General features: G+C 62.7%; 25 protein-coding genes. 14 read left to right on the top strand and 11 right to left on the bottom strand.

Annotated features, from left to right (window positions below):
- Position 1 precedes the first annotated feature (1 nt).
- Positions 2 to 355 carry a YraN family protein gene (locus tag AWB65_RS09820; RefSeq protein ID WP_087666971.1) on the bottom strand — a complete coding sequence of 118 codons (354 nt, stop codon included), beginning with the start codon at positions 353 to 355 and terminating at the stop codon, positions 2 to 4.
- A gap of 66 nt (positions 356 to 421) precedes the next feature.
- On the opposite strand from AWB65_RS09820, the gene rsmI reads away from it, so the two are divergent.
- Complete coding sequence (rsmI, locus tag AWB65_RS09815; protein WP_087666993.1) at positions 422 to 1,303, top strand: 16S rRNA (cytidine(1402)-2'-O)-methyltransferase; 882 nt, start codon at positions 422 to 424, stop codon at positions 1,301 to 1,303.
- Between the two features lie 55 nt (positions 1,304 to 1,358).
- On the opposite strand, the gene AWB65_RS09810 is transcribed toward rsmI, so the two are convergent.
- Positions 1,359 to 1,970 carry a septal ring lytic transglycosylase RlpA family protein gene (locus AWB65_RS09810; protein ID WP_087666970.1) on the bottom strand — a complete coding sequence of 204 codons (612 nt, stop codon included), beginning with the start codon at positions 1,968 to 1,970 and terminating at the stop codon, positions 1,359 to 1,361.
- Between the two features lie 650 nt (positions 1,971 to 2,620).
- Here AWB65_RS09810 and AWB65_RS09805 point away from each other — a divergent pair.
- From AWB65_RS09805 to AWB65_RS09795, 3 genes are all read left to right on the top strand, one after another.
- On the top strand, positions 2,621 to 3,265 hold the full coding sequence (locus AWB65_RS09805; protein ID WP_087666969.1) for an MBL fold metallo-hydrolase: 645 nt from the start codon (positions 2,621 to 2,623) through the stop codon (positions 3,263 to 3,265).
- Entirely contained in the window at positions 3,262 to 3,909 is a 648-nt protein-coding gene (locus AWB65_RS09800) for a 3'-5' exonuclease family protein (RefSeq protein WP_087666968.1), read from the top strand. Before AWB65_RS09805 ends, AWB65_RS09800 begins: the two co-directional genes overlap by 4 nt.
- Positions 3,910 to 4,010: 101 nt before the next feature.
- Positions 4,011 to 4,469, top strand: a complete 459-nt coding sequence (locus tag AWB65_RS09795) for an Lrp/AsnC family transcriptional regulator (RefSeq protein WP_008352298.1) — start codon at positions 4,011 to 4,013, stop codon at positions 4,467 to 4,469.
- A 3-nt stretch (positions 4,470 to 4,472) separates the two neighbouring features.
- On the opposite strand, the gene AWB65_RS09790 is transcribed toward AWB65_RS09795, so the two are convergent.
- From AWB65_RS09790 to AWB65_RS09780, 3 genes are all read right to left on the bottom strand, one after another.
- Complete coding sequence (locus tag AWB65_RS09790) at positions 4,473 to 5,660, bottom strand: cation diffusion facilitator family transporter (protein WP_087666967.1); 1,188 nt, start codon at positions 5,658 to 5,660, stop codon at positions 4,473 to 4,475.
- A 213-nt stretch (positions 5,661 to 5,873) separates the two neighbouring features.
- Positions 5,874 to 6,176, bottom strand: coding sequence for an H-NS histone family protein (locus tag AWB65_RS09785; RefSeq protein ID WP_087659906.1), 303 nt, complete (start codon positions 6,174 to 6,176; stop codon positions 5,874 to 5,876).
- Positions 6,177 to 6,571: 395 nt separating this feature from the next.
- Positions 6,572 to 7,237: a HugZ family pyridoxamine 5'-phosphate oxidase gene (locus AWB65_RS09780; protein WP_087666966.1), complete on the bottom strand. Its 666-nt coding sequence runs from the start codon at positions 7,235 to 7,237 to the stop codon at positions 6,572 to 6,574.
- A gap of 160 nt (positions 7,238 to 7,397) precedes the next feature.
- Here AWB65_RS09780 and AWB65_RS09775 point away from each other — a divergent pair, with 160 nt between their 5' ends.
- A complete protein-coding gene (locus AWB65_RS09775) occupies positions 7,398 to 8,636 on the top strand; it encodes an MFS transporter (protein WP_374729739.1) in 1,239 nt (412 codons plus the stop codon).
- A gap of 497 nt (positions 8,637 to 9,133) precedes the next feature.
- Here the strand turns inward: AWB65_RS09775 and AWB65_RS09765 are convergent, their stop codons facing one another.
- Positions 9,134 to 10,279, bottom strand: coding sequence for a branched-chain amino acid ABC transporter substrate-binding protein (locus tag AWB65_RS09765; protein ID WP_087666964.1), 1,146 nt, complete (start codon positions 10,277 to 10,279; stop codon positions 9,134 to 9,136).
- A 587-nt stretch (positions 10,280 to 10,866) separates the two neighbouring features.
- Between AWB65_RS09765 and AWB65_RS09760 the strand changes: the two genes are divergently transcribed.
- Positions 10,867 to 11,574 carry a dienelactone hydrolase family protein gene (locus tag AWB65_RS09760; RefSeq protein ID WP_087666963.1) on the top strand — a complete coding sequence of 236 codons (708 nt, stop codon included), beginning with the start codon at positions 10,867 to 10,869 and terminating at the stop codon, positions 11,572 to 11,574.
- Here AWB65_RS09760 and AWB65_RS09755 read toward each other — a convergent pair.
- From AWB65_RS09755 to AWB65_RS09735, 4 genes are all read right to left on the bottom strand, one after another.
- Positions 11,567 to 12,664, bottom strand: coding sequence for an SAM-dependent methyltransferase (locus AWB65_RS09755; protein ID WP_087666962.1), 1,098 nt, complete (start codon positions 12,662 to 12,664; stop codon positions 11,567 to 11,569). The two genes, AWB65_RS09760 and AWB65_RS09755, sit on opposite strands and share 8 nt — an antisense overlap.
- A gap of 7 nt (positions 12,665 to 12,671) precedes the next feature.
- The gene (locus AWB65_RS09750) at positions 12,672 to 13,472 is read right to left on the bottom strand and encodes a DUF1295 domain-containing protein (protein ID WP_087666961.1); all 801 of its coding nucleotides are present in this window, start codon (positions 13,470 to 13,472) and stop codon (positions 12,672 to 12,674) included.
- Positions 13,473 to 14,324: 852 nt separating this feature from the next.
- The gene (locus AWB65_RS09740; protein WP_035936571.1) at positions 14,325 to 14,510 is read right to left on the bottom strand and encodes a hypothetical protein; all 186 of its coding nucleotides are present in this window, start codon (positions 14,508 to 14,510) and stop codon (positions 14,325 to 14,327) included.
- 231 nt (positions 14,511 to 14,741) lie between these two features.
- Positions 14,742 to 16,004: an MFS transporter gene (locus AWB65_RS09735; RefSeq protein WP_087666959.1), complete on the bottom strand. Its 1,263-nt coding sequence runs from the start codon at positions 16,002 to 16,004 to the stop codon at positions 14,742 to 14,744.
- A gap of 346 nt (positions 16,005 to 16,350) precedes the next feature.
- Between AWB65_RS09735 and AWB65_RS09730 the strand changes: the two genes are divergently transcribed.
- The 3 genes from AWB65_RS09730 to AWB65_RS09720 all read left to right on the top strand — a co-directional run bounded on the left by AWB65_RS09730 (position 16,351) and on the right by AWB65_RS09720 (position 18,528).
- The gene (locus AWB65_RS09730) at positions 16,351 to 16,563 is read left to right on the top strand and encodes a hypothetical protein (protein WP_062638904.1); all 213 of its coding nucleotides are present in this window, start codon (positions 16,351 to 16,353) and stop codon (positions 16,561 to 16,563) included.
- A 50-nt stretch (positions 16,564 to 16,613) separates the two neighbouring features.
- Positions 16,614 to 17,657 carry an SrkA family protein kinase gene (locus tag AWB65_RS09725; RefSeq protein WP_087666958.1) on the top strand — a complete coding sequence of 348 codons (1,044 nt, stop codon included), beginning with the start codon at positions 16,614 to 16,616 and terminating at the stop codon, positions 17,655 to 17,657.
- 136 nt (positions 17,658 to 17,793) lie between these two features.
- Positions 17,794 to 18,528, top strand: coding sequence for a PepSY-associated TM helix domain-containing protein (locus tag AWB65_RS09720; RefSeq protein WP_374729738.1), 735 nt, complete (start codon positions 17,794 to 17,796; stop codon positions 18,526 to 18,528).
- Positions 18,529 to 18,566: 38 nt separating this feature from the next.
- Here AWB65_RS09720 and AWB65_RS09715 read toward each other — a convergent pair whose 3' ends face one another.
- Positions 18,567 to 19,790, bottom strand: coding sequence for a PepSY-associated TM helix domain-containing protein (locus AWB65_RS09715; protein WP_235007563.1), 1,224 nt, complete (start codon positions 19,788 to 19,790; stop codon positions 18,567 to 18,569).
- Positions 19,791 to 20,006: 216 nt separating this feature from the next.
- On the opposite strand from AWB65_RS09715, the gene AWB65_RS09710 reads away from it, so the two are divergent.
- From AWB65_RS09710 to cas4, 5 genes are read left to right on the top strand one after another with little or no spacing between them, the layout of a single operon-like run.
- Entirely contained in the window at positions 20,007 to 22,220 is a 2,214-nt protein-coding gene (locus AWB65_RS09710; protein WP_087666957.1) for a CRISPR-associated helicase/endonuclease Cas3, read from the top strand.
- A 60-nt stretch (positions 22,221 to 22,280) separates the two neighbouring features.
- Positions 22,281 to 22,955: a type I-C CRISPR-associated protein Cas5c gene (gene cas5c / locus AWB65_RS09705; protein ID WP_087666956.1), complete on the top strand. Its 675-nt coding sequence runs from the start codon at positions 22,281 to 22,283 to the stop codon at positions 22,953 to 22,955.
- Positions 22,952 to 24,784 (top strand): type I-C CRISPR-associated protein Cas8c/Csd1, encoded by a 1,833-nt coding sequence (gene cas8c / locus AWB65_RS09700; protein ID WP_087666955.1) that lies wholly within the window; start codon positions 22,952 to 22,954, stop codon positions 24,782 to 24,784. The genes cas5c and cas8c overlap by 4 nt, the downstream gene beginning before the upstream one ends.
- Positions 24,781 to 25,653 (top strand): type I-C CRISPR-associated protein Cas7/Csd2, encoded by an 873-nt coding sequence (gene cas7c / locus AWB65_RS09695; RefSeq protein ID WP_087666954.1) that lies wholly within the window; start codon positions 24,781 to 24,783, stop codon positions 25,651 to 25,653. The genes cas8c and cas7c overlap by 4 nt, the downstream gene beginning before the upstream one ends.
- Before the next feature lies 1 nt (position 25,654).
- Positions 25,655 to 26,287 (top strand): CRISPR-associated protein Cas4, encoded by a 633-nt coding sequence (gene cas4, locus AWB65_RS09690; protein ID WP_087666953.1) that lies wholly within the window; start codon positions 25,655 to 25,657, stop codon positions 26,285 to 26,287.
- The last annotated feature ends 3 nt before the right edge of the window (positions 26,288 to 26,290 follow it).

The raw sequence follows: 26,290 nt of genomic DNA, 5'->3' as shown, positions 1-26,290 counted from the left end.
TTCAAGCGTCGTCGGCGCGAAAGGCATCGGCGAGCCACACGATGCGCCCCGCATCGAACGCGACGACATCGAATCTGCACGCCGGCCACGCGCCACGCCACGCGCTCAGATAATGTTGCGCGGCGCGAATCAGCCGTCGCCGCTTGCGCACGCCGATGCTCGCGGCTGCGTCGGCAAACCGGCGGCTTGCACGCGCCCGCACTTCGACGAATACGAGCGCGCCATCGCGATCGCGCATCACGAGATCGATCTCGCCGCCGCGGCACGCCACATTGCGCGCGACGAGCCGCAACCTATGGCGCTGCAAATATTCGAGCGCGCGTGTTTCAAAAGCATCGCCGACCGTTTTGGACACCGCTCCTCCCTAAAAGTTGTCGCGCGCTCGCGTGGCACAATGTCGTCCTTCAAACGGGCCGCCCTCATGACTCAACTCACGGACCTCGCACAAGGCCAGCACTATCCGGCGGGCGCGCTCTACATCGTCGCGACGCCGATCGGCAACGTCGCCGACATCACGCTGCGCGCGCTGCACGTGCTCGGCCTCGCCGACCGCATCGCCGCCGAGGACACGCGCAACACCGCGCAACTGCTCGCTCGCTACGGCATCGCGAAGCCGTCGATCGCCGTGCACGAGCACAACGAGCGCAGCGCCGCCGAGCGCGTGATCGAGCACTTGCGTAACGGCGAGCGGATCGCGTGCGTGTCGGATGCGGGCACGCCAGGCATCTCGGACCCGGGCGCGAAACTCGTCGATGCCGTGCGCGACGCCGGCTTTCCCGTGATCCCGCTGCCGGGCGCGAGCGCGCTCACGACCGCGCTGAGCGCGGCCGGCGCGTGGGTGCAAGCGTTCACGTTCGTCGGTTTCCTTGCGACGAAATCGAAGCAGCGCGCGGCGCAACTTCAGGCGTACGCGAAGCAGCCGGCGGCGCTGGTGTTCTACGAGGCGCCGCACCGGATCGTCGAAACGGTGCGGGCACTCGTTGATGCGCTCGGCGGCGATCGGCAATTGCTGATCGCCCGGGAACTGACGAAATTACACGAGAGCCTGCATCGATGCACCCTGGCCGAAGGGCCAACGTGGCTCGCGGGCGATGCGAATCGTCAGCGCGGCGAGTTCGTGCTGGTGGTGGAAGGCGCGCCGCAGCAGGAAGACGCCGACGACGCCCATGACGCGCTGTTGGCGATGCTGCTGGAGGAGTTGTCGGTGAGCAGCGCGGCGCGACTCGCGGCGACGTTGACGGGAGCGTCGCGCAATGCGCTTTATGCGAGAGCGTTGCTGCTCAGCAAATCTGCAGAAGAATAGAAAACGGGCCGTTAGAAAACGGCCCGTTCTTGGTGATGCGCATGAAAGCGGCTGATCAGTTCATCGCCTGCGTGGAAGCGTACTCGGCGCGCGCCTCACGCGCTTCCTGCTGCGTCAGGCCTTCGATCTTCACGTTACCCGTGCCGGATCCGCGCATGCCGAGTGCGGCAGCCGCGGCATAGGACAAATCGAGGATACGACCCTTTGCGTACGGACCACGGTCGTTAACCTTCACGACGACCGTCTTGTGATTGGCCGTGTTCGTCACACGAATCCACGATGCCAGCGGCAACGAACGGTGAGCCGCCGTCAGCGCGTGCATGTCGAAGCGTTCGCCGCTCGCAGTCTTGCGGCCGTGGAAACGCGGGCCGTACCACGACGCGCGGCCGTGCTGTTCAAAGTCACTGACGTCGGGACCGCTCGTGATCGGCGCCGCATTCGCAAGCGACGGCGCCTCCGCCGGCTTGGCATCGGCGACGGCCGGCACGTTTTGGAGCTTTGACGCGTACGCAAGCGGTGCGACCGCACGGGCATCGTTTGTGCTGAGGAAATTGTTCCCCGGCTGCTGATTGGCAGCGCTCAAGTCGCTGGAACCCGGCGCGGCACAGCCAGCCAGGATCGCAACGGCAAAGAGACTCCCAATATGTCGAGTAAGTCGAGCATTCATAGACGTGTATCAACGGTTGTCGAGCCGCCCCTGCGCCGCGAAAAACCGCGCGCATGCTGGCGACTCAAGGCTTTTTCCGCGCAACGCGACACGCCGTTCGATCTTCGCGAACGGCGAATCAATGCACGGCTGCGACGTACCTCGCCGCAAACGCCCGGTTAATTTTCACGTCTGGCGCAACCTGTCCCCGGCAGCCTGACCAGACCCCACATGCCGCCATCGAACGTGGCAATCACGTTCTTGCGCGATGAACAACGCAGGAACGGCGGCGTAGGCCCCATCCAGCATCGCGGCAGCTTCGGCCGCAGCAGGCGCATCGCACCTGGCTGGACAAGACGTGTGCATCGAATGAAACGATGCTTGAGTTGCAGTTACGAGGCTTTTGGCCCCCAACAGCTTACTGACAGTGATTGTAAAAACGCGCTGGCGCCTGACAATTCACCTGTTGATGGCATGGAAGAACACATGCACAAGTGATGCCATTATAGCCAAAAACATTAGTTCGACCGGGCGAACTACGATTTTTGTCATTGATTTTCGCTATGAGCGTAAAGATTGCCGTTTTTGAGATGCTTTCGGCTCACTTGCGGCGCCGCAACGAGCCCAATCCGGCCCCGGTACAATGGACATTTTTACGCGTCGTTGTAGCCATGAAAGTGACCCTGATCCCCGTGACGCCGTTTCAGCAGAATTGTTCTATCGTCGTGTGCGAATCGACGCGGCGCGCCGTCGTCGTCGATCCGGGCGGCGATATCGAACGGATCACTGGCGAGGTCGAGCGGCAAGGCGTGAGCGTCGAAAAGATTCTGCTCACGCACGGGCATCTCGATCACTGCGGCGGCGCGAAGGCGCTCGCGGACCACTATGGTGTGAAGATCGAGGGCCCGCATCGCGATGACGCCTTCTGGATCGACCAGTTGCCCGAGCAGATGCAACGCTTCGGTTTTTCCGGTGCGCAGGCGTTCACGCCGGAGCGCTGGCTCGAAGATGGCGAATCCGTCGAATTCGGCGACGAAACGTTCGAGGTCTACCACTGCCCCGGCCACACGCCCGGCCATGTGATCTTTTTCAGCCGTGCGCATCGGGTGGCGTTCGTCGGCGACGTGCTGTTCGCCGGATCAATCGGCCGCACCGATTTTCCGCGCGGCAATCACGCCGATCTGATCCGCGCGATCCGCGAAAAACTGTGGCCGCTCGGCGACGATGTCACGTTCGTGCCCGGACACGGCCCCGCATCGACGTTCGGCGACGAGCGCCGCACCAATCCCTACGTCGGCGACGGAGTCCCCGCATGACCACCAACGCAATTCCCGAAATCTATGTGAGCACCGACATCGAGGCGGACGGCCCCATCCCCGGCCCGCATTCGATGCTGAGTTTCGCGTCGGCTGCCTACACGGCGGAGAAGGAACTGATCGGCACGTTCTCGGCGAATCTGGAGACGCTCGAGGGCGCCGCGCCTCATCCCGTGCAGGCGGCGTGGTGGAAGACGCAGCCCGAAGCCTGGGCCGCCTGCCGCACCGACTTGCAAACGCCCGAGACGGCATTGCGCGCCTATGTCGAATGGGTGGAGGCGCTGCCTGGCAAGCCCGTGTTCGTCGCGTATCCGGCGGGTTTCGACTTCACCTATATGTTCTGGTACATGATGAAGTTCGCCGAGCGCTGCCCGTTTTCGTGGTCGGCGCTCGACATCAAGACGCTCGCCTTCGCGATGACCGGCCTGCCCTATCGCAAGGCGATCAAACCGCGTCTGCCCAAGCACTGGTTCGATGAATTGCCGCACACGCACGTCGCGCTGGATGACGCCATCGAGCAAGGCGCGCTCTTTTGCAACATGCTCGCCGAACTGCGGGCGTCGGGACCGATCGCCGGCAAAACCGACGCTTCCTCCGACAGTGCAAGTCAGACAAATCCGGAAGGTAAAACCGCGCAGTCTTGACGGTGAGTTAGGGAATCTCCCTCAGTTCGGGCGCTCCGCATTGCCTTTATTTTCCGGCGCCTCTACCATGAGAGTCAGGTCGCGACCACACGGAGGCGCAGTTGACTCTCGATACGTTCTCACAAAAAATCCTGCGTCTCCTGCAACTGGACGCACGCCGTTCCGTTCAGGAAATCTCAGATCAGGTCGGGCTGTCGAGCACGCCGTGCTGGCGGCGCATCAAGGACATGGAGCAGTCCGGCGTGATTCAGCGCTATACGGCGCTCCTTGATCGCGAAAAGCTCGGCCTGCATGTCTGCGCGCTCGCGCATATTCACCTCACGCGGCACACCGAAGGCGGCGTCGAGCAATTCGAACGCGAGATCGCGACGTGCCCCGAAGTCACCGAGTGCTACAGCACGACCGGCGAATCCGACTACATCCTGAAAATCGTCGCGCCTGACATCAAGGCTTACGACGCCTTCCTTCACGATCGCATCTTCAAGATTCCGGCCGTCGCGCAAGTGCGCACGAGCGTCGTGCTGCGCGAGATCAAATTCGATACGCAACTGCCGTTGTAATTTCTAGCGCGGCTCGGCCGCGGTTTGCGTCGTGGGCGTTTTGATCGCGCGTGCAATGCGGATCTCGCGCGCGCCCAGACGACGCTTCAAAGCGTCGAAATCGACCTGTGCGAGGCGCTCCTGCGACTGCGCCAGTTCCTCCACGCTCGATACCGCCGGCAGCAGCACGTCGACGTCGAAGCCGCGGCTCAGGTAATGCAGATTCAGCGTATCGCAGGCGAGGTTCTGCGCGCTCAACGCGGTTCGCACGGCGTCCTGGACCGTTGTCCGCGTCGGCAGATGGCGGGGCGGCGGATGATCGGCGTCATTTTCGGGATCGACGTGGATCAGCGCATCGACGACACGCGCATCTTTCAGCAATGCCGCCCGCGCCGATTCCGCGATGTAATGCCCCTCCGAAACCGAAATCAGCGGATCGACGAGAATATGCGCGTCGACGATGGCGAGATCGCCCATTTTGCGCGTGCGCAATTCATGCACCTCGCGCACGCCCGGCGTGCTCAATACGGCCGCGCGTAAATCGTCGGCGGTAGCCTGATCGAGTGCGCGGTCCGACAAGTCCTGCAGCGCATCCCAGCCGAAACTCCAGCCCATTTTCCCGACCATGAAACCGACGATCGCGGCCGCGATCGGATCGAGCACCTGAAACCCCGCCATATTCCCGATAATCCCCAGCGCGACAACGAGTGAAGATGCGGCATCGGATCGCGCGTGCCATGCATTGGCGATCAGCATTGCGGATCGAACGCGCTGGGCGGCGCGCAACATGTATCGAAATAGCGCTTCCTTCGAAACAAGTACGACGAGCGCCACGATAAGCGCGCTCGAATGGACAGGCGGAATATCCTGAAGATTCGCAATGCGTTCCCCGGCTCGCCATAACATCCCGACGCCCACTGCGATCAACAATCCGCCGAGAAATAATGAAGCAACGGTTTCATATCGATTGTGACCGTAGTTATGGTCGACGTCGGGGGCGGCGGCACCGCGCCGGTTTGCGATCAGGACGACAAAATCGGAGACTAAATCGGCGAGCGAGTGAATACCGTCGGCGATCAGCGCCTGAGAGTGCGCGAATATTCCGACAAGAACCTGCGCCGTCATCAAAACCGCGTTCAGCGCGATACTCGTGTACGTTGTCTTGCGCGCGATTTCCCGTTTTTCCGCCGGCCGCGGAACATAGAGCGACATAAGATAGCTCTTACTAATTCCAATGCCTTATATTACCAAGCGCGCGACCGGATCGCTGCCTGAGTCAACAAATTACCCTTAGAAATCATCGAGTTATTGGAACAGGACGCGTTCTCATTTTTCCGACCGAGCGCACCCGTCCACACGATAAACCGGGCGCACCAAAACAAAAAAGCCGCGCTATATGGCGCGGCTCGTTGGGCACTGGCTCGATTACTTCTGGATCAGGAAGTTATCGCGTTCCTGTCCTGCGATCCACTTCGGCGGCTTGCCCCGCCCAGACCACGTGCTGCCGCTTTCCGGGTCGCGGTACTTCGGGGCGACGCCCGCGCGTGCACGCGTGGTTTTGGCACTCTTGCCGCTTCGACCGCCAGCCAGTTCCTGGAGAGTGATGCCATAATCAGCCATTTTCTGCTTGATCTCATTAAGTACTTCGGCATATTCCCGCGACTTGGCCTCTTCAATCTGTCGTTCCAGATTCTCGCGCTGAGCGAGGAGTTCCTTGTATGAAGACATGGTATTTCCCTTGTGGTTTGCTAAACAGGCGAGTCGTGTGCTCGCTTCCAATTATTGGTGTGGCCTCGGATTGGAACGCAGATTAACACAGATCGAATTAGATATGCATGTTGGCGCGGACACTAAAAATCGGTTTTTCAGATTTAGTTCGTAACAATTGATGCAGAGTGAACCATGGCGTGTGGCGTTCGCTATTCGCAATAGCCAGGATGCTTCCAAGTTCCCGCCAAATGAAATTGAGTCAAAACCCAAGTGAGCAAAGTTTCATAGGATGAGAGTTCCACCTAGACCTTCCCATGTTCAACCCGAGTTCAACCCGAGTTCAACCGATTGTTACGCCGGCAAATATATCGGGTCGAATCGTTTCTCGCCGCGCGATGAAATTTTAAGTAATGTTAGCGATGCCGCTCTATCCAGTCGAACAAAGCGGCTTTCAGATCGGTAAAGGAAAGTTTCGGCTTATCGAATGTAAAACGATTGCGACGTCCGTTCTGCCGGAAATCGCATCCATAACGGTCGACGCCCAATAAATCGAGTGTCGGCTGGCGCCGTTCAAAATCATCAAAAAAGGCACAAAGCTGCGACTCCTCATTCGTCGATACCGGTTCGAGCGGATCGAGTGCTTCGGCATCGAGCCAGCCCATCGCGCCGAATCCGCCGATAAACCGCATGCGTTCCAGCGACATCGTCCAAAGGGTGAAATCGCCTAATTCGAGATAGCGCCCCGCGTCCGGGTGATAGCGCAGATAGCGGCGCGCGAAAGCCGGCGCGTCTTCGGGCGACGCAGGCGCGAACGAGCCGAGCATCGTGAGCCGCTGACCTTCGAGGACGCTGCCGTCCACGGCGTGCGCGACGAGAAAGCCCGCGCGCGCATCCGCCTGCAGGTTGCGCGTGTGCTCGGCGAGATGGCTGATGAGCAGCATCGGCAGATGGCGCGCGGTCGGCGCGAACGGCAGCGCGGTCGGATACGGGAAGCCGCGCGGCTCGCGTGAATGCGTGGCGAGCGTGCCGTCCGGCACCCGGTGCAGCAGATGGAGCGGCGCTTGCGGCGGAATGTTCACGGCTTGGTTCTCCTGTGCGTTGTGCCGTCCGCGCTTGGCGTCAGGCACCGATCGATCTTAATGCACCACGCGCGAGCATGTCTCTAGGCCGTTCGATAGAATCGAAAGCTCCGCGCATTCGCTTTAAGCTGTCGCGATTCCCCTTCAAAAGAGCCTTTTCGTGTCCGAATCGACGCCTTCCGCCACTTCCCCAGATCACCACGATCACGATCACGACCACGCGCTCGCCGCGCATCGCCAGTTGCCGCCCACCGAGCGCGAGCGCGCCCGCTACGCGACGATGGCGATCTTCTTCATCGCGGGGATGATCTACGCGTCGTGGGGCGTGCACGTCCCGACCGTGCGCGACAAGTTTGCGCTCAGCCCCGGCATGCTGTCGTTCGCGCTGCTCGCAGTGGCGTGCGGCTCGATTCTGGCGATGCTGACCACCGCCTCGTGGATCGCCCGCGCGGGCACGCGCGCCGCCAGCCTCGCGGGCGGCATCGCAATGGCCGTGAGTTGCGCGCTGATCCTCGTTACGCCGTCGTACGGGATGTTGCTCGGCGTGCTTGCCGCGTTCGGCTTCGGCATGGCGACGCTCGACGTCGCGATGAACGCCGAGGCGAGCGCGGTCGAACAGGCACTCGGGCGGCCGATCATGTCGTCGCTGCACGGCATGTTCAGCGTCGGCGGGATGGCGGGCGCGGCCGTCGGCGGCGCGCTGCTCGCGCACGGCATGGCGCCGGAGATGCATCTGGCGCTGGCGTCGGCGGTGAGCGTGGCCGTGTTGCTGATCTCGATGCCCGCCGTCCTGCCGCACGTGCCGCATCACGCCGCGCACGCGAAGGCGTCGTCGTCGAACCGGTGGCGTTCGTCGGCGCTGTGGGCGCTCGGCGGCGTGGCGCTGATCGCGCTGATCGCCGAGGGCGCCATGTACGACTGGGCGACCGTTTACATGCGCGACGTCGTCCTCGCGACGCCCGCGCTGTCGAGCGCGGCGTACGCGGCGTTCACCGGCGGCATGGCGGCGGGGCGCTTCGGCGGCGATTTCGTGCGCGCGCGCTTCGGCGCGCCGCAGCTCGTGTTCGGCAGCGCGGCGCTCGCGTTCGTCGGGATGGTGATGGCGCTCGTGCTGCCCTACGCGTTCGCGACGATGACCGGCTTGACGCTGATGGGTCTCGGGCTCGCGAACATGATGCCGGTACTGTTCGCCGCGGCGACGCGTGTCAAGGGCGTAAGCGCGGCCGAAGGGCTCGCGCACGTGGCGGGACTCGCGTATTTTGGCTTGCTGATCGGGCCGGTGCTGATCGGCGGGGTCGCGCAGGTGAGCACGCTGCCGATCGGACTGTCGGTGGTCGCGGCGTGCTGCGCGTTGATCGCGCTGGTGGGGCCGAGGATTTTGAGGCGGTTGAGGGTTTGAGGGGAGCGAGGCGCGCTTGGATCGCTGGCTTTCGGCGTCGGCGCTCGGCTTTCCCCTTTCTGCCAACGGGCGGCTCTGGCTCTGGCTCTGGCTCTGGCTCTGGCTCTGGCTCTGGCTCTGGCTCTGGCTCTGGCTCTGGCTCTGGCTCTGGCTTTGGCTTTGGCACTCGCTTCGGCTTGGCTTCGGCTTGGCTTCGGCTTGGCTTCGGCTTGGCTTTGGCTTTGGCTTTGGCTTGGCTTCGGCTCGCGGCTCGCGGCTCGCGACTCGCGGCCCTCAGCTTCGGCTCGGCTCGCAGCTTCCCTATTCCCGCTTCGCCTTCGCCGCGCCCCCCGCCCCACGCCCCCACGCCTCACGCCCCAAGCCCCACGCCCCCACGCCCCACGCCCCACGCCTTCAGCCCAAGCAAACCCAACCCACCAGCCCAAAAAAAAGCACGCGATTCCGCGTGCTTTTTTCATCCACGAAGGCGGTTCCGCAAGAAACCGCCCATCGCGAATTTACATCTTGACCACGTCGAGCAGCGTCTTCTTGCCCTTCTTGTAGTCGTACAGCGAGATCACGCCGTGCTTCAGGTCGCCCTTCGAATCGAAGGTCGTCTGGCCGATCACACCCTTGTAGTCGGTGTTCGGCATCGCGGCCAGAATCTTCGCCGGATCGGTCGAGTTGGCGCGCTTCATCGCGTCGGCGACGATGTACACCGCGTCATACGTGAACGGCGCGTAGATCTGGATCGGCTGGCCAAAACGCTTCTTGTACTTCTCCGCGAACGCCGCGCCGCCTTCCATCTTCTCAAGCGCCATGCCGGCTTCCGAGCACACGACGTTGTCGGTCGCGTCGCCGGCCAAGTCGGCCAGCTTTTCGGTACAGACGCCGTCGCCGGCCAGCACCTTGGCGCGCAGGCCGAGCTGCTTAGCCTGCTTGGCGAACGGGCCGCCCGTCGCGTCCATGCCGCCGAACATCACGGCATCCGGGTTTTCGCCCTTGATCTTCGTCAGAATCGCGCGGAAGTCGACAGCCTTGTCGTTCGTCGCGTCATGCGAGATCACCTTCAGGCCGAGCGACTTGGCAGTCTTCTCGAACTCGTTGGCAAGACCCTGGCCGTAAGCCGTCGAGTCGTCGACGATCGCGACGCTCTTGATCTTCAACTGCTTCGCGGCGTAGTTGGCGAGCGCCGGACCCTGCTGCGCATCGGTCGCAACGACGCGGTACGTCGTCTTGAAGCCTTGCTGCGTGTAGGTCGGGTTCGTGGCCGACGGCGAGATCTGAACGATGCCCGCATCGCTGTAGATCTTCGATGCCGGGATCGACGTGCCCGAGTTCAAGTGACCAATGACGGCGACGACCTTGTCGTCGACGAGTTTCTGCGCAACTTGCGTGGCGGTACGCGGGTCGGCCGCGTCGTCTTGCGGGTCGAGGACCAGCGTGACCTTCTGGCCGTTGACCGTCAGGCCCTTCGCGTTGATTTCTTCGACTGCGAGCCGCGCGCCGTTTTCGTTATCCTTGCCCAAGTGAGCAATGCCGCCGGTCAGCGGTGCAACGTGACCGATCTTGACAGTTTCGTCGGCTGCCGCGGTCGTTGCCAACGCAGCGAACATCATTGCTGCAGCGCTGATCGGCAACAATTTTTGAAGCTTGGTGTTCATGTAAGTCTCCAGTTTCGGTCCCAAAAACAACGTAATCGCCCTGTGCCCCGTCTTTCATCACGATCGCTCAGTCCCGTGGACGACCACGCCGGATGCATCGTCATGCACTTGGCAAGTCCTTCCGGCTGGCCGTTTTTGGCAGCCGCCATCCGCACTGCGCGCAAGTGTAGGGTTGTCAAATTAATTTGGGGAAGTTTTTTAAGATAGTGGTGTCACTACTGATTAAAGTCTTGTTGAGAAGCGCTGAGGAATGTGCTGGAGTCCGCGCAAAGCCCCTGTACATGCGGGTTTCCGAGCATCGGGAACGAGTGGGCAATGGTTTGGCGGGCGAGTCGATTCAAGTTTTACGATTGCGCGCCGTTAATCGCCGGACGCGTTTTTTATAACCTTGTTTTTAAAAGCTTATTTGTAGAAGCGATGCTCTAATTCAGAAGCGCCGTCAAGCATCGTGCCTGGTTGGCTTTTCGAGGATTTCCGGCGCAGCGGAAAGGTGTCCGAAAGCGCCCGGGAGCCGCGCCAGCATTGGGTGTTGAATGGTGGCACACTCCCTCGCCTGACCTCTTTCACGCACTATAAGGAGCAACGACGTGACGACGACCGTGACTTCCCGCTGGATCGACATTCCCGCCGGCACCGACAGTTTCCAAGGCTATCTGGCGCTGCCGAAGACGGGCACAGGCCCTGCCGTCATCATCCTGCAGGAGATTTTCGGCGTGAACGCGCACATTCGCAGCGTCGCCGACCAGTACGCCGCCGATGGTTATGTTGCGCTCGCGCCCGATGTGTTCTGGCGCACGCAACCGCGCGTCGAGCTCGGCTACGAAGGCGCCGACCGCCAGAAAGCGATGGAACTGCTGCAAAAAACCGGCGTCGAGCAGGCCGTCGCCGACGTCGGCGCGGCTGCGCAAGCGTTGCGCGCGCTGCCTGAAGTGAGCGGCAAGGTTGCGGCGATCGGTTATTGCTTCGGCGGACGCCTCGCGTATCTGGCCGCGGCGCAGGGCGCGATCGACGTGGGCGTGGCGTACTACGGCGGCGGCATCCAGACGCAACTCGACAAGGCCGACAGCATCAAGGTGCCGATGCAGTTCCACTACGGCGAACTCGACGCGCACATTCCGCCGTCGGCGGTCGGCGAGGTGCGCGAGCGCTTCACCGGCCGTAACGACGCCGAAGTCCACGTCTATCCGAACGCCGATCACGGCTTCAATTGCGGCGATCGCGCGTCGTACAACGCGCAGGCATCGGCGCTCGCGCACGGACGCACGCTCGTGTTCCTCGGCGAACATCTCAGATAAAGGCCGTCTGGCGTCGCGTGAAGAGATAGTGCGCGACGCCCCACTCCGCGCCGCCCGCGTAGCCGAACAGTTCCGCGACCGCCATATAGAACATGCGCCAGCGCTGGAACCAGCGCGCGGCGTCGGCGGGGCCGTAGGTGTCGGTGAACAGCGGCATCAGGCGCGAGCGCGCCGCGTCGAGATTGCTCAGCCAGTCGTTCGCGGTGCGCTCGTAGTGCGTGCCGCTGACCCACCACTGGCGCTCGATCGCCACGTCGTCCTGAAAATAGAGCAGCAGCGACTCCGACGGCATCGTCCCGCCGGTGAAGAAGTATTTCGACATCCAGTCGCGGCCGTCCTTCACCTCGAAGTGATATGCCAAAGTCCGGTGCGCGAACACATGCACGAAGAGTTTGGCGTCGACGCGCATCCAGCCCGCGATTTTCCGCAGCAGGAGCCGGTAGTTCTTCATGTGCTCGAACATTTCGACCGACAGCACGCGATCGAATCCGCCGACTGCGAGCGTCCCGCCGAACTCGAAATCGACGATATCGCCCGTCAGCACGCGCAGGTTCGACAGCCCGCGCTCGACCGCGCGCGCCTCGATGAACTCACGCTGCCCGCGCGAATTCGATAGACCGACGATCTCCGCATTCGGATAACGCGCCGCCAGCCACAGCGCGAGCGATCCCCAGCCGCAACCGAGATCGAGGATGCGCTGGCCGTCGGCCAGTTCGGCGCGCGCGGCATATTCCTCGAACATCGCGCGCTCGGCTTCGGCGAGCGTCTCGCTGCCCTCTCGATACAAACAGCACGAATACTTCAGATGCGGCCCCAGATGCGCGTGGAAAAACGCCGCCGGAAGCTCGTAATGCTGCGCGTTCGCGGCATGCGTGTCGATCGCGATCGGGCTCGCGCGCAGTTCGTCGACGAGGCGATTCAGGCGCAGCGAGCGGGCTTCGCCGTCGCCGGCGGATTCGTCGGCGAGACGGCTTTTCAGCAACTGGCGCATGCCGAAGCGCACGAGCGCATCGGGAATGCGGCCGCGTTCGCACAAGTCGATCAGCCAGCCATCCGGCGCCGCGCGTTGGGGGACGGTCAAGTCGCTCATGGTTTCATCAGGTTCGAGGGCGCGGCGGCCACGGGATCAGCGCGCTAGTCGTGCGCATGTAGTCGGCGTAGCCCGCGCGCTTTTTCGCCGATTCGGCTTCGACCATCGGCACGCCGGAGACGCGCATGAGGAGCCACGCCATCAGAACGGGCGGCAGGAGCATCGCCCAGAACCACGCACCCGCGCCGCCCGGGCCTGACCCAACTGCCAGCGGAATGTACGCGACCCAGTGCACGCATTCGAAGAAGTAGTTCGGGTGCCGCGAATAGCGCCAGAGGCCAGCACGGCAGACCTGTCCGTGGTTCTCCGGATCGGCTTTGAAGTCTCGTAACTGGCGGTCGGCGAGGGCTTCGCCTGCGATCGATGCTGCCCAGATCAACGTCGCCAGCGCGACCCACGCGGGTGCGGGCGGCGTCGCGCGATAGGCGGGGATCAGGAAAGCGATGGAAAGCAGCATCGAAATCACGACTTGCAGCAGGAAGAACAGGAACATGTTGCGGTTCGCCACTTCGCCCCACTTGTCGCGCAATTTCCGATAGCGCGGGTCTTCGGCGTGGCCTGAATTCCGCCGCCACAGGTGCGCGCCGAGCCGCGCGCCCCACACTATCCCGCCGATTCCTACTATCAGGCGTGTGTGTGGGTCGCCGTTCGCCAGGGCCGCGTACAGCACGGCGACGCCGCCGAGCGAGAACGCCCAGATCGGGTCGATCATGCCGGCATTGCGAGAGCGAAGTTGCCAGGCCCAGACGGCTGCGAACACCGCGAGAAGCGCGGCGAGTGCGATAGCGGCGACGGTGAGGAGCGGCATGGGAGCTCGTTGCAATTGATGCTGTGCTGTGAATACGCGTGTCGAAGCACGGTGGATGCGATGTTGCGTGCAGATGGCGTGCCTGGGGGACGGCTCGCGCGCGAACGATGGGGCGTACAACTACGCGCTTATGTCTGATGATCCGAGCGGCTCGCCCTGCCCGGCAGGAGCACGCTACGTGTCTGATTCGGACCCGATGTGAAACTTCGCGGAGAACGGATTGTTTGCATCGCGCGCGGTCGGCGGCATGCGGGTTCGGCTTGGGAGGATCGACGCATGAGTACGCGGCGTCTGCTGGGAAATCGTCGAAGCTTCCGAACCTGCGCGGCAGGATGCAAGATCCGGTTCGGGCGCATCGAAGTATCGGTACGCGGCGTCTGCGCCGCAACGGTCGAGGCAGCCACACCGGCGCAGCCGGTGCACGCCTGGGCGCACGCGGATGAAGAATCGAAACGGGGCGTCTGCGGGGAAACGGTCGAGGCGTCCGAACCGGCGCGGCGTGGAGCGCGGCGCCTCGACACAGCGATCAGAAAACGCGAATCGCAAATCGCGACGTCACGCAGAGGCGTGTGGCGCCGAAGAGAAATGTACCCGCGGGGAAGCGGTCCAGTTTGCCCGGGCGGCCGAAGCGCATGGCGCCAGAACGGAGCGATCCGCGCATCCCTGCGCGAACGTCGGGAAACGCGAAGGCCGCAAGCGAAAACTTTTGGAGGATAAATCCCGAACGTGGCGCGCTCAGACGCTGGGACATGTCGACGCCCCGCGTCAAGCGAATCGCAAAACCGCCGCCAGCGTCGAACGCAAGCACGCGCGTGCGTCACCAAGTGCGCGGCTCGCCAACGCGAAGAAGCCCTATATCAACGCAGGCAGCCCTTCGACCAGCAAAAACGCCACCAGCACGCCGACCAGCGCGCCGAAAGCTCTGAGCACATTGTTCTTGAAGTGAGACGCGCAAGGAATCGCGCCTAGAAACAGCGCGCCGGCGAGCGCCATTGGGATGATCAGGATGAAGTCACCGATTGTGAAGTACGTCGTCATTGCTCGTCTCCCATCGTCTTGCTTTTGCGTCGAGCCGTTCGCCCGGCGCTGCACTGGCGATTCGAGTATAGGCCGCGTATCACGGTGTGTCGCCGGATATCCGCGTTTCTGCGTGGCGGAGCGAACGGCCGTGCCTTATGCCGCAAGCCTTTGCGGGCGGTCGATTTAAGCGGACGCGGAAAAACCCTGATACGCCGGCGTTTTCGTTTTCCTTTCGATCAGACGAAAAGACTATGCCTCCCGCCGACTCAAATGCACCGCCCCCGCCAGCCCGATCAGCAACAACGCGCCGACGAGCCCCGCGACGCCGCCCCATCCGAACCCCGTCCAGAAGTGCCCGCCATACGAGCCGATCAGACTCGACCCGATGTAATACGCCAGCAGATAAAGCGCCGCCGCCTGCCCTTTCGCTTGCGTGGCCAGGCGCCCGACCCAACTGCTCGCCACCGCGTGCCCCGCGAAGAACCCGAACGTGACGCAGGCAATTCCGCCGATGATCATCGGCAGCGAATTTGAAAGCGTCAGCAGCACGCCGCCGAACATCAGCAGAAGACTCGCGATCAGCACGCGCCCGCGCCCGAAGACATCGGCCATCTTCCCGGACCACGGCGACGCCACTACGCCCGTCAGGTACACCGTGAAAATCGCGCCGATCTGCGTCTGGCTCAGCCGGAACGGCTCATCGATCAGCCGGTAGCCGACGAAGTTGTAAAGCGTGACGAAGCTGCCCATCAACACGAAGCCCATCAGGAAAAGGAACGGCAGGTCGCGGTTGCGAAGGTGCGTCGCGAGCGCCAGTCGATGATGGCGAAAGCCCATGCCGCGTCGCGGAACGAAGCGTCGCGAGGGTGGCAGAAGCGCGCGGAACGCGAGCGTCGAGAGCAGTCCGAGCGCGCCGATCCCGCCGATCGCCACGCGCCACGAGAAGAAATCCGCGAGCACGCCGCTGATCACGCGCCCGGCCATCCCGCCGATCGCCGTGCCGCCGACGTACAGTCCCATCGCGAGACCAAGACCTTCGGGCTCGACCTCCTCGGCGAGATAGGCCATCGCGACGGCCGGCACGCCACCGAGCGCGAGCCCTTCGAGCGCGCGCACGACGAGCAACCCGTGCCAGCTTGGCAGAAACGCGGCGATGATCGTCAGCACCGACGACGCCGAGAGCGAAAGCGTCATCAGCCGATGCCGGCTCCATCCTTCGGAGACGAATCCGGCGACGAAAATCGCAATCGCAAGCGATGCAGTCGATACCGACACCGCCAGCGCGCTCTGCGCCGGACTCACGCCGAACGTCGCGGAGAACTCCGGCAGCAGCGGCTGCACACAGTACAACAGCGAGAACGTGGCGTAACCGGCAAACAGCAGCGCGAGCGACGCGTGCCAGTAAGCGCGCGAGCCGCGTTCGAGGTACGGCGTGGGATCGGGGGAAGGACGACGGGCGTTGGAAGAAGACGCAGACGAAGCGGGCCGGTCCGGCGCCGGCGAGGAAGTCACGACAAAGCCTCCTGCAAAGCAAAGTCCATCACCTTACGCCGAACGGCTGCGCCCTGCCCGCTAACGCGTCAGTGGCTTTCGCGCGGCTTTCATTGACGGCGTCTTTACCGGCGGCCTTCGCGGCCCGCAAGTCGCCAAAAATCGCTACGTTGGCTTCCGCGCACGCGCTCTTGGACCGCGTGCATCGCGATGCGCTAAAGTAGTAGCGCAACGTCTTGTCACAAAGCCGCGCGCGCCCGCCTCAGGCGACGCCGAGCGGCCTGCGGTCTGGTGCACGAACCCTGGACAGTCCGTGCTTGGTAACCAAAATTGACCGGTACAGCCGGCACTCTGACGGGGATTCATCATGCAAATCGGCTCGATCGTCCGCTCCGTGCATATCGCCGTGCCTCAAGGGGCGCGCGGCATCGTGATGCGAATTCTTGGCGACATGGCAATGGTCGCGTGGTACGCGGGCGAGCCCGGTGTGTCGCAACTGCTCAACACGGAGCCGTTCTTCCTCGAAGACCTGATCGATACCGGCGACGTCGTCCGGCCGGCGAATTCCGTCGTTCACTGAAGGCGGGTTGGGCGCCGGCTGATCAAAGCCGATGCGCGGATAATGCCGGAATGAACTCAGACCATTCCGAAGCACCCGGCACGCCGTCGTCCGGCGACGCGCATCCGGCTCCCCCCTTCGCCGATCTCACGCCCGAGCGCGTCCTCGATGCGCTCGACAGCGTCCTCCTCCCGCTCGGCGAACGCACCGACGGGCGCATGCTCCCGCTCAACAGCTACGAAAACCGCGTCTATCAGGTCGGCATGGAAGACGGCCCGCCGGTCGTCGCGAAGTTTTACCGGCCGCATCGATGGTCGGATCAGGCGATTCTCGAAGAGCACGCGTTCGTCGCGGAGCTGTATCGGCGCGAAATACCGGCGGTGCCCGCGCGCGTGTTCGACGGCACGTCGCTGCATCGTTTCGACGGCTTTCGCTTTTCGATCTTCGAGCGCCGTGGCGGCCGCGCACCGGATATCGATCGTTCCGACACGCTCGAATGGCTTGGGCGCTTCATCGGGCGGATTCATGCGGTGGGCGGCATCGAGCCGTATCGCGAGCGGCCGACGCTCGATATCCAGAGCTTCGGCTACGAGCCGCGCGAATTCCTGCTGACGCACGGCTTCGTTCCGCGCGACGTGCGCGAGGCTTATGAGACGGTCGTGAAAATGGCGCTGGAGGGCGTCGAGCGCTGTTTCGAACGCGCGGGCGACATCACGCCGATTCGTCTCCACGGCGACTGTCATCCGAGCAACGTGCTGTGGACCGACGCGGGCCCGCATTTCGTCGATTTCGACGACAGCCGCATGGGCCCCGCGATCCAGGACCTGTGGCTGCTGCTGCCGGGCGAGCGCGCGGAGGCGTCGCGCGCGCTGGGCGATCTGCTCGCCGGCTACGAGGATTTCTGCGATTTCGAGCCGCGCGAACTACATCTCGTCGAGGCACTGCGCACGCTGCGGCTGATTCACTACGCGGCATGGCTCGCGCGCCGCTGGGACGACCCCGCGTTCCCCGCCGCCTTCCCTTGGTTCAACACGCAACGGTATTGGGAAGACCGCATCCTCGAACTGCGCGAGCAGGTCGGCGCGATGGAGGAAGGGCCGCTCTGGCCAGTCTGAATTTTTACGCTTTATTGCAAAGCGTTGTCTAAACCCCTTGGCCATGTAATGATAACGATTCTCATTTGTGGCCAAAGTGGGTCGATGCGTCGACCGCTGTTGGCCTTTCTTTTTCTGCCGAACAACGGAGAGACGCGTGAACGCGCCCGAAACCATCAAGCCCCCGCGGACATCGAACGCATCCCCGATGCAGTACAAGGAACACGGCGCGCATCGCCTTATCGACGACGCCGACCAGGCCGTCCGCAAGAACCGCTCGCGTCGCGCGACGTTCATCAAGTGGCTGCGCAAGATTCACGGATGGGTCGGTTTGTGGGGCGCGGTGCTTGGGCTGCTGTTCGGCACGACGGGGTTCTTGCTGAATCATCGCGGCGGGCCGCTGCGGATTTCGACCGGCGAGCCGCAGGTCTCGCAGATGCAACTGGCGCTTCCCGCCGAGGGACTGAAATCGCCGAAGGAGCTTGGTGGCTGGCTCAAGCATGAACTGAAGCTAGAAGGCAATCCCGGACGCGTGAAGCGCGAACCGGCGCGCGCCGTCGCATGGGGCGATCAGAAGACGATGCAGCCCGAACAGTGGACGGTTATGGTGGCGTCGCCGAGTGGCGGGGTATCGGCGGAATATTGGGTGGGGAACGGGTTCGTGTCGGTGAAGCGCACGGACAACAGCTTCCTCGCAACGATGAGCAATCTGCACAAGGGCGTGGGATTGAGCGTCGGATGGGTGCTGCTCATCGATACGCTTGCGGGCAGCATTATTTTGCTGTCGCTGACGGGGGTGTTGCTTTGGACCGAGCTTAATAAGCGGCGGACGGTGGGCGCGGTGCTCGTCGGAGCGTCGATCGTGGCGATGGTGGTTTGCGGGATGATGTGATCGTTTGACTCCGAACAAGGGCCGTATCCGGTCCTTTTTTACGCCGATGCGCCGCGCTTGCGCTTGTTATGGCGCGTCAGCCAGAGATACAAGCCGCTCCCCAAAACAACGATCGTCAATACGTCGAACGCTGCCCAGAAGATCTTGAGCGGCATCCCGCCGAAGTCACCGAAGTGCAGCGGCTGCGAACCCAACAGCAGCTTTAAGTACCACGGCAATTCGCGTGAATCGGTAAGCGCCCCAGTCGATGCATCGATGAGCACCGGCCGCAGCATCCGCGTCGTGAGAATTCCGTCGCCGCGCATGAACACCGTGTAGTGATGCGGGCTGCTGAAGCGCGTACCCGGAAACGCGACGAACGACGGGATCATCTCCGGCGCGACGCCGCGCGCGACTTTCACGGCATCATCGACGGAGGCGCTCGCCACCATTGGCGGCTTGCCGTGATACGGCGCGAGCATCTGCGCGAGCTGATCGTTGCGCCAGGCTTCGAGCAGCAGGTCGGCGAGCGTGTTGATCGACCCCGTCCCGCCGACGATGATCGCCCACACGAGCGTCAGCATGCCGAGCGCGTTGTGCCAGTCTAGCCACACGATGCGCCGCTTCTTCTTCAGCCGCACGCGCCCGAGCCCGACCTTGCGCCAGAACGGCATATACACGACAACGCCCGATACGACCGCCGCCAGGAACATCACGCCCATCGCGCCGAGAAAGAGCTTGCCGGCGAGGCCGGCGAACATGTCGACGTGCAGTTTCAGCAGCACGAACTTGAGCGAGCCCTTACCGGGCGGCAGGCCGAGCGCCTGCGCGGTGCGGCCGTCGACGACGGTGCTCAAGGTGTCGTCGGGCGGGGTATCGGCGCGCGGCGCAGTGACGATGACCGGCAGCAAAGGCTCGTCCGGCTCCCAAATCATGTATTGCGGGACGTGGCCAAGGTGTTGCTTCAGTGCCGCCGCCAGGATCTGGTCGTAGGTCGCGCGCGCGTTTGCCTGCGCGGCGGGCAGTTCGGGCGCTTCGATCGCATCGCCGAGGACGACGTCAAGCTCGTGGCCAAAGACCAGCGGCAAGCCCGTCAGGCAGAGCAAAAGCATGAACGCGGTGCAGATGAGGCTCGTCCAGCGATGCACGATCGACCAGACGCGCAATGAACGCTGGCTCATCCCGCGCTTGCGGTGATTGTCGCCGGCGGTAGGCTGCGAGGGGGCTTGCTCTGATGGCGTCGGCTTGGCGGGGCGTTCGCCGGTCAGGAAGTTGCCTCGCATTCGATAGTCCTTGTTCGTTGCTTTGACCCGCAGATGGCCAAATGAGAATGATTATTATATGGGAGGGTAGGGAAAGGCGTTTGTGAGATGGTTGAGGTTTGCAATCGTTGACGATTTAAAGTGCTTTTTGAGACAAGCCAACTCCTAGAATCGGCTGACGCGGATGTTTGAGGGTTCGATCCCCGGCATCGAGCGATAAAAGAACTGGGAGACAATTTGGCTGATTCACCGCGCTTCTACGCGCATTCAACAAAGAACGCAGATCGCAGCGACTGGCAGCCTCTTGCGGTACATCTGAACAGCGTTGCCGATCAGGCCGCGAAGTTTGCGCGTACGTTTGGCTTCGAAGAACTCGCCCGTGCGGCAGGACTGCTGCATGACCTCGGCAAATACACTGTCGAATTCCAGCGACGCCTCGTAGATGGTCCACGCGTCGATCACGCGACGTGGGGCGCGAAGATCGCCAGTGAGCGTTACGGTCTGCCAGGCCGGTTCATCGCGTTTGGCATCGCGGGGCATCACGCGGGACTCGCCAACGGACGCGATCCCGGCAAGCGAACCGCTTTCGACGAACGGCTAAAAGCGCGTCTGCCTAAGCTGCTGCCTGACTTTGAGCAGGAACTCACGTTACCGGCGTCAGCGGCTGAATTGCAGCCCAGCGGATGGCGACCGGCCATAGCGCGTCCGTTCTTCCAATACTCGCTACTCACTCGGATGCTTTTCTCGTGCGTCGTTGACGGCGATTATCTCGATACGGCACGCTTCTACGGCAGGAAGGAAGACGAGCCACCACCGTCGTTGGAAGAACTGCGCACCGAACTCGATAAACATCTCGCGCGTTTCACGATCAAGAATCCCATCGACGCCACGCGCGCGGACATCCTCACGCATGCCCGCGAGCGCGCGAGGGAAGCGACCGGCACGTTCTCGCTGACGGTCCCAACCGGCGGCGGCAAGACGCTGACTTCGCTAGCCTTCGCACTCGATCACGCGATCGCACACCAGCTCGATCGTGTGATCTACGTGATTCCGTTCACCAGCATCGTCGAGCAAAACGCGGCGGTATTTCGAAAAGCCCTCGGCGAGCTCGGCAAACTGGACGGCGTCATCGTCGAGCATCACAGCGCCTACACAGAGCCCGGCGAACTGGAGCACACCTCCATCGCGAAACTTCGCATCGCGACGGAGAACTGGGACGCGCGCATCATCGTCACCACGTCGGTGCAGTTCTTCGAGAGCCTCTACGCCGCGCGACCGTCGAAATGCCGCAAGCTGCATAACATCGCGAACAGCGTCGTCATTCTCGACGAAGCGCAGGCGCTTCCCTTGCGCCTCTTGCGACCGTGCGTCGCCGTGCTCGATGAACTCACGCTGAACTACCGCACGAGCATCGTCCTCTGCACCGCGACGCAACCCGCGCTCAACGCGCCGCAGTTCGACGGCGGCTTCACCAACGTGCGCGAACTCGCGCCCGATCCGCAGCGTCTCTTCCATACCCTCGCACGCGTGCGCGTCGAAATTGCCGGCCTGCTCGACGACGAACAGCTCACGCAACGCATGCGCGATCACGATCAGGTGCTGTGCATCGTGAACAACCGTCGGCATGCGCAGGCGCTCTTCGAATCGATCAAGGACGAACCCGGCGCGCGCCATCTGACGACGATGATGCACGCGAAGCATCGTACGCGTGTGCTTGGAGAAGTGCGCCAGCGACTGAAAGACAGAAAAACCTGCCGCCTCGTCTCGACCTCGCTGATCGAAGCAGGCGTCGATGTGGATTTCCCGCATGTTCTGCGTGCGGAAGCCGGCATCGACTCGATCGCGCAGGCGGCTGGGCGCTGCAATCGCGAAGGCGAGCGGTCACGCGACGACAGCGTCGTCACCGTGTTCTCCCCTGCAAATTCCGACTGGCAGCCGCCTCAGGAACTCGAAGCACTTGCCGACCGCGCGCGCGAAGTGTGGCGAAAGCATGGTCACGATCCTTTGTCGCTTGCCGCGATCGAGCAGTATTTCGGCGACGTGTACTGGCGGAAAGGCCACGCGGAACTGGACGAGCACAACCTGCTCGGCTACATCGAGGACGACCGCGACGCCTTCGCTTTCGAGCGCATGGAGAACGACTTTCGCATGATCGATAACGCCGACATGCCGATCATCGTCGCCGACGATGTTGAGTCGAAAGGGCTTGTCGCCGAGCTTCGCAAGGCGAAGCAATGTGGCGACCTTCCCCGCAAGCTCCAGCCGTATCTCGTGCAGGTTCGTCCGAAGGTGCTCATGCGGCTTGTCGCGACAGGCGCGGTTCAGCCCGTAAACAAAGATGTGTTCGGCACGCAGTTCATGGAGCTGATCAGACTCGATCTCTACGACCCGAACTGCGGCCTCAAGGTCGATGCCGACAACGGCCCGAGCATCGACAGCCTGATCCAATAGCAGCCGCCGCATCGCGCTCAATCCAGAACCAGCCCGCAAGGCAAACATTAGCGAGACTACATGGCATACGGAATCCGCTTGCACGTCTGGGGCGACAGAGCCTTGTTCACCCGGCCGGAGATGAAGGTCGAACGCGTGTCCTACGACGTGATGACGCCATCGGCGGCACGCGGCATCGTCGAGGCGATTCACTGGAAGCCCTCGATCCGCTGGGTCATCGACCGCATTCAGGTGCTCAATCCGATTCGCTTCGACACGATCCGTCGCAACGAAGTCTCGAGCAAAATTTCCGCGACGAGCGCACGCTCGGCGATGAAAGCGCAGCGCATCGAAGGCCTTGTGAATTACGTCGACGTGGACCGTCAGCAACGCGCGTCGATGATCCTGCGCGACGTTGCGTACGTCATCGAGGCGCACTTCGTTCTGACCGACAAGGCCGCCGAAGGGGACAGCGTCGGCAAGCACCTCGACATCTTCAACCGGCGCGCGCGCAAGGGGCAATGCTTTCACACGCCCTGCTTCGGCGTGCGCGAATTTGCCGCCGACTTCGAGTTACTCGAAGACGGCAAGGTCGCGCGCGCGCCGCATGAATCGCTGATCGACGAGCGCGATCTCGGCTGGATGCTTCACGACATCGATTTCGATGACGGCATGACGCCGCACTTTTTCCGTGCATCGATGAAGAGCGGATGGATCGAGATTCCGTTGCTCCAGTTGAAAGGCGGCGCACGATGATTTTCTCGGCCTTGACACAGCACTACGACCGGCAGGCGAGGCGCGGCGAATTGCCCGCGTTCGGTTTGTCGCAGGAAAAGATCAGCTACGAGATCCTTCTGACGGAAGACGGCACACTCGTCGATGTCAACAACATCCAGGCCAGGTCGGACAAGAAGCCGAAGTGGAGAATCATGACGGTGCCCGCGTCGTTCAAGCGGCCTGGCATCTCGCCCGCACCGTTCTTTCTGTGGGACAAGACCGCGTTCGTGCTCGGCGTCGAGCAGAAGGCGGGGATGGAAGTGCCTGCGCTGAACGAAAAGGCACATGCGGCGTTCAAGGCGCTGCACGCCGAGCGTCTCTCCGATGCAACCGACGTCGGGCTCGTCGCGTTGCGCAAGTTTCTCGATGCGTGGGTGCCAGGGAAGTGGCGTTCGTTCGAGTGCATCACGCGACATGGACCTGAACTGTTCGCGGCGAACGTCGTGTTCCGAATCGATGGCGTGAGAGGCTATGTCCACGAGACCCACGCTGCGAAGGAATTGATCGCACGCTATAGCACCGATGAAGACGGCGCGATCGGCAAGTGCCTCGTCACCGGCGAAACGCGGCCGATCCAGCGAATTCATCAGGCGATCAAGGGCGTGTACGGCGCACAGAGTTCGGGCGCATCGATCGTGTCGTTCAACCTCGACGCCTTCGATTCCTACGGCAAGGACCGCGGCGCCAATGCACCAGTCTCAACGCTCGCCGCCTTCGGTTATACGACCGTCCTCAATCATCTGCTGCTGCGCGATCCGCACCACCGGCAATGCGTCCAGGTCGGCGATGCCAGTGTCGTGTTCTGGGCCGAGGCGGAAGCGCCGCAGGCGCAACACGACGCCGAGACATTCTTCCTGCATGCGGTCGATCCGCCGGTCAGCGATGCGTCAGAGGCGGCGGAGTTGCGGTCTGCGCTGGAAGCGGTATCGGAAGGGCGCGCGGCCGATGTGCTCGATTTGAAGCTCGAAGCCGACACAAAGATGTTCGTGCTGGGTCTTTCGCCTAACGCGTCGCGCCTATCGATACGTTATTGGGCAACCGGCACGCTACAAGAGTTCGCGATGCGGTTGAAGGAGCACTACGACGATCTATCGATAGAACCGGTGCCGTGGCGCACGCCCCCGGCCGCGTGGCGCCTGCTCGCCGCCACCGCTGCGCAGGAGAAAAGCGAGAACGTCCCGCCGCAACTGGCGGGCGCGATGATGCGCGCGGTGCTCACTGGCTCGCGCTATCCGCGCACGCTGCTGAGCGCCGCGGTCACACGCATGCGAGCGGACAAGCAGGTTTCAGGTCTGCGTGCCGCGTTATGCAAGGCCGTTCTCGTGCGCGACCTGCGCTGGAACGTGAAAGGAATCGAAACGGAGATACCTGTGAGTCTGGACAGAAACGATGCCGCACCGAGCTACCGGCTCGGCCGCCTGTTTTCCGTGCTGGAAAGCATCCAAACCGCCGCGTTAGGCGAAAAAGTGAACGCGACGATCCGCGACCGGTATTACGGATCGGCGTCCGCGACCCCCGCGCTCGTGTTTCCGGTACTGATGCGCGGCGCGCAGAACCATTTGTCGAAAGCGATGAAAAACGCCTCGATGAAAGGCTGGGCGGTCGTCCTGGAACGCGAGGCGACTGAAATCCTCGACGGCATCGGCAGTCATTTTCCGCGCACGCTGTCGATGGAAGATCAGGGTCGCTTTGCCATCGGCTATTACCACCAGCGCAGCGAGCGTTTCCGGCGCAAGTCCGGCAACACCGACGCCCCCGACCTCATCGACGCTCCCACCGACGACCTCACGGAAGAAGAAACCGCATGACCACCATCGCCAATCGCTACGAATTCGTCTATCTCTTCGATGTCACCAACGGCAACCCGAACGGCGACCCCGACGCGGGCAATCTGCCGCGCCTCGACCCTGAAACGAATCATGGGCTCGTCACCGATGTGTGCCTGAAGCGCAAGATTCGCAACTATGTGAGCCTGGAGAAGGAATCCGAGGCGGGCCACGCCATCTACATGCAGGAGAAGGCGCTGCTGAACGACCAGCACAAAAAGGCTTATGAGGCGGAGGGGATCGAACCCAGCGCAAAACTTCCCAAGGATCCGCAAGGCACGCAATTGACGCAATGGATGTGCAAGCAGTTCTACGACATCCGGGCGTTCGGCGCCGTGATGAGTACCGGCGTCAACTGCGGTCAGGTGCGGGGGCCGGTGCAGCTCGGCTTTGCGTCGTCGATCGAGCCCGTTGTGCCGATGGAAGTGTCCATTACGCGCATGGCCGTCACGAACGAGAAGGACGCCGAGAAGCAGAAGGAGCAGCGCACGATGGGGCGCAAGCACATTCTTCCTTACGGCCTTTATCGTGCGCACGGGTTTATCTCCGCGAAACTCGCGGAACGCACAGGCTTCTCGGAGGACGATCTGGAGCTTCTGTGGCGCTCGCTCACGAGCATGTTCGAGCATGATCGCTCGGCGGCGCGCGGCGAGATGGCGGCGCGCAAGCTGATTGTTTTCAAGCACGATCATCCGATGGGCAATGCGCCAGCGCATGTTCTCTTCGATGCCATCAAGGTGCAGCGTGCGGCCAAGGACGCTGATCTTCCAGCTCGGGGTTTCGCGAACTATGAGGTGTCGATCGATGCGGCGAGGGTTCCGTCGGGGGTGACGGTGGTCGAGCGGTTTTAGGATGAGCGATGACGATACGATCCTGCTTTCGTCGCTGCAGCACTACCTCTTCTGTCCGCGTCAATGCGCGCTGATTCATGTCGAGCGGATCTGGACGGAGAACGTGTACACCGCCGAAGGACGCGTGTTGCACGAGCAAGCCGACAAGCCGCGCACGGAAAAGCGACGCGGCGTGCGGACGGTCACGGCGATGCCGTTGTCGAACGCGAAGCTCGGCATTGCGGGTATCGCGGACGTCGTCGAGTTTCACCGACCGGACGACGGCTCAGCGGAGCACGCTTATCCGGTCGAGTACAAGCGCGGCCGGCCAAAGGCGCATCGCGCGGACGAGGTGCAGTTGTGCGCGCAGGCGCTTTGCCTGGAAGCGATGCTCGCGCAATGCATCGATGAAGGTGCGCTCTTCTACGGCAAGACGCGCCGGCGTCGGGTCGTGCCGTTCGACGACGAATTGCGGCGCCTGACCGTTGCGACGATCGACGGCGTTCGCGCCCTCTTGCGTGAAGCGCGGACCCCGTCAGCGACCTATGAAGCGCACCGCTGCGACGCTTGCTCCCTGATCGATGACTGCCAGCCCCGGACGCTTGGCCGTCATGTGTCGGTTAAGGCGTGGTTCGCAGCCAAACTCGAGGACTGACGC

Origin of the sequence: Caballeronia humi (assembly GCF_001544475.1) — a bacterium.
In the GTDB taxonomy this organism is placed as follows: domain Bacteria; phylum Pseudomonadota; class Gammaproteobacteria; order Burkholderiales; family Burkholderiaceae; genus Caballeronia; species Caballeronia humi.
The sequence above is the reverse complement of the archived record's forward strand: the minus strand, read 5'-3'. Positions and strand labels throughout refer to the sequence as shown.

Coding starts and splice junctions, on each gene's coding strand:
- AWB65_RS09785 (WP_087659906.1), bottom strand. CDS start 6,176: ATGTCTTCATACAAGGAACTCCTCGCTCAGCGCGAGAATCTGGAACGA.
- AWB65_RS09715 (WP_235007563.1), bottom strand. CDS start 19,790: ATGCGAGGCAACTTCCTGACCGGCGAACGCCCCGCCAAGCCGACGCCA.
- AWB65_RS09755 (WP_087666962.1), bottom strand. CDS start 12,664: ATGAGCGACTTGACCGTCCCCCAACGCGCGGCGCCGGATGGCTGGCTG.
- rsmI (WP_087666993.1), top strand. CDS start 422: ATGACTCAACTCACGGACCTCGCACAAGGCCAGCACTATCCGGCGGGC.
- AWB65_RS09800 (WP_087666968.1), top strand. CDS start 3,262: ATGACCACCAACGCAATTCCCGAAATCTATGTGAGCACCGACATCGAG.
- AWB65_RS09730 (WP_062638904.1), top strand. CDS start 16,351: ATGCAAATCGGCTCGATCGTCCGCTCCGTGCATATCGCCGTGCCTCAA.
- AWB65_RS09805 (WP_087666969.1), top strand. CDS start 2,621: ATGAAAGTGACCCTGATCCCCGTGACGCCGTTTCAGCAGAATTGTTCT.
- cas7c (WP_087666954.1), top strand. CDS start 24,781: ATGACCACCATCGCCAATCGCTACGAATTCGTCTATCTCTTCGATGTC.
- cas5c (WP_087666956.1), top strand. CDS start 22,281: ATGGCATACGGAATCCGCTTGCACGTCTGGGGCGACAGAGCCTTGTTC.
- AWB65_RS09725 (WP_087666958.1), top strand. CDS start 16,614: ATGAACTCAGACCATTCCGAAGCACCCGGCACGCCGTCGTCCGGCGAC.
- AWB65_RS09810 (WP_087666970.1), bottom strand. CDS start 1,970: ATGAATGCTCGACTTACTCGACATATTGGGAGTCTCTTTGCCGTTGCG.
- cas8c (WP_087666955.1), top strand. CDS start 22,952: ATGATTTTCTCGGCCTTGACACAGCACTACGACCGGCAGGCGAGGCGC.
- AWB65_RS09765 (WP_087666964.1), bottom strand. CDS start 10,279: ATGAACACCAAGCTTCAAAAATTGTTGCCGATCAGCGCTGCAGCAATG.
- AWB65_RS09740 (WP_035936571.1), bottom strand. CDS start 14,510: ATGACGACGTACTTCACAATCGGTGACTTCATCCTGATCATCCCAATG.
- AWB65_RS09750 (WP_087666961.1), bottom strand. CDS start 13,472: ATGCCGCTCCTCACCGTCGCCGCTATCGCACTCGCCGCGCTTCTCGCG.
- AWB65_RS09790 (WP_087666967.1), bottom strand. CDS start 5,660: ATGTCGCTCTATGTTCCGCGGCCGGCGGAAAAACGGGAAATCGCGCGC.
- cas4 (WP_087666953.1), top strand. CDS start 25,655: ATGAGCGATGACGATACGATCCTGCTTTCGTCGCTGCAGCACTACCTC.